Here is a 1,101-nt window from a genome sequence, read left to right as displayed (position 1 = left end):
CCACAAAGCCACAAGTTTGCAGATTTGGCTGGTGCGTCGCCAGTAGGTACTTCGCTTGCAACGTTCTCTGGCCAGTTTAACAATGGCAACATCGATATTCTTCCAATGGTTGCTTTGGGCTATAACGTATTTGAGCTTTACCACGGTCTTGGCGAGAATGGCGGCATCATCGACGAGAAACTTCTTTACGGTATGATGCAGATGATTTCTCACAAAGATCGTTTCAGCCCTGACTTTGGACAGCAGATGCGTGAGTACATTCTTAACCGTCTACCCGATATCAACAAGATGGTGAAAGATGCGGAAGCAGAGATTCCTTCTAAGTACTGGATCAAAACCGACGAGGCAACGAAGGCTGCGCTAGAGAAGTTCCGCGGAGAGATTCGATCTGAGCTTCGTAACGAAGGTGTTCTGGATCCTAAAGCGTTAAGCTTGTTGTGGAAGATCCGTTGTTCTGTAGATCCTTCTCGCGGAGAATGTTCTGCACCTAAAGAAGAGCGTTTCTAAGTTTTACGTAATTCTTGTGAGAAAGCCGGCTTAATAGCCGGCTTTTTTGTTTTTATCTGCGCGGAAAGATTTAGCCGCAGCGCAAAATAAATTATACTTTTCACCCCTTTTTTAAGTGCACATAGGCAGATGTCCGAATCCCTCATCCAGGTTAGTGAGCTTCATTGCGAGCGCGATGATCGCGTCTTATTCGAAGGGCTTTCATTTAATCTTTGCGCAGGGGAGCTCGTACACGTTAAGGGCGTGAATGGCGCTGGTAAAAGCACGCTTTTACGTTGTCTGGCAGGTTTATATAGCGGTTATAGCGGAACGATAGAGCGTTCCCAGATGGCTCGATCGACAAAGTATTTTGGCCATAAAATCAACGTGAAACGGAATCTAACAGCTTCAGAGAATTTGGAGATGTATTCTTTGTTTTGCGAGGCGCGCCAGATTGATAATTTAGGTGCGTTAGCGGAGGTCGGACTCGCTGGGTATGAGCATGTTTTATGCAGCGATATGTCCGAAGGGCAGCGCCGCAGAGTTGCGCTGGCTTCAATCCTCACTTCAGGTTCAAAGGTCTGCCTGCTTGACGAGCCTTTTGCTTCTTTGGAT

General features: G+C 46.9%; 2 protein-coding genes. Both read left to right on the top strand.

Going from position 1 to position 1,101, the window contains the following annotated elements; translation table 11 throughout:
* On the top strand, nt 1–507 hold a 507-nt coding region (locus A3750_RS26595), incomplete at its 5' end, for a putative solute-binding protein (RefSeq protein WP_231871936.1).
* 129 nt (nt 508–636) lie between these two features.
* Nucleotides 637–1,101: heme ABC exporter ATP-binding protein CcmA (gene ccmA, locus A3750_RS23455; protein ID WP_068548951.1), on the top strand; the 465-nt coding region annotated here is incomplete at its 3' end.

The sequence above is a fragment of the Oleiphilus sp. HI0079 genome (genome assembly GCF_001635105.1).
Note: the sequence above shows the minus strand (reverse complement) of the source record. Positions and strands in the feature narration are given on the sequence as shown.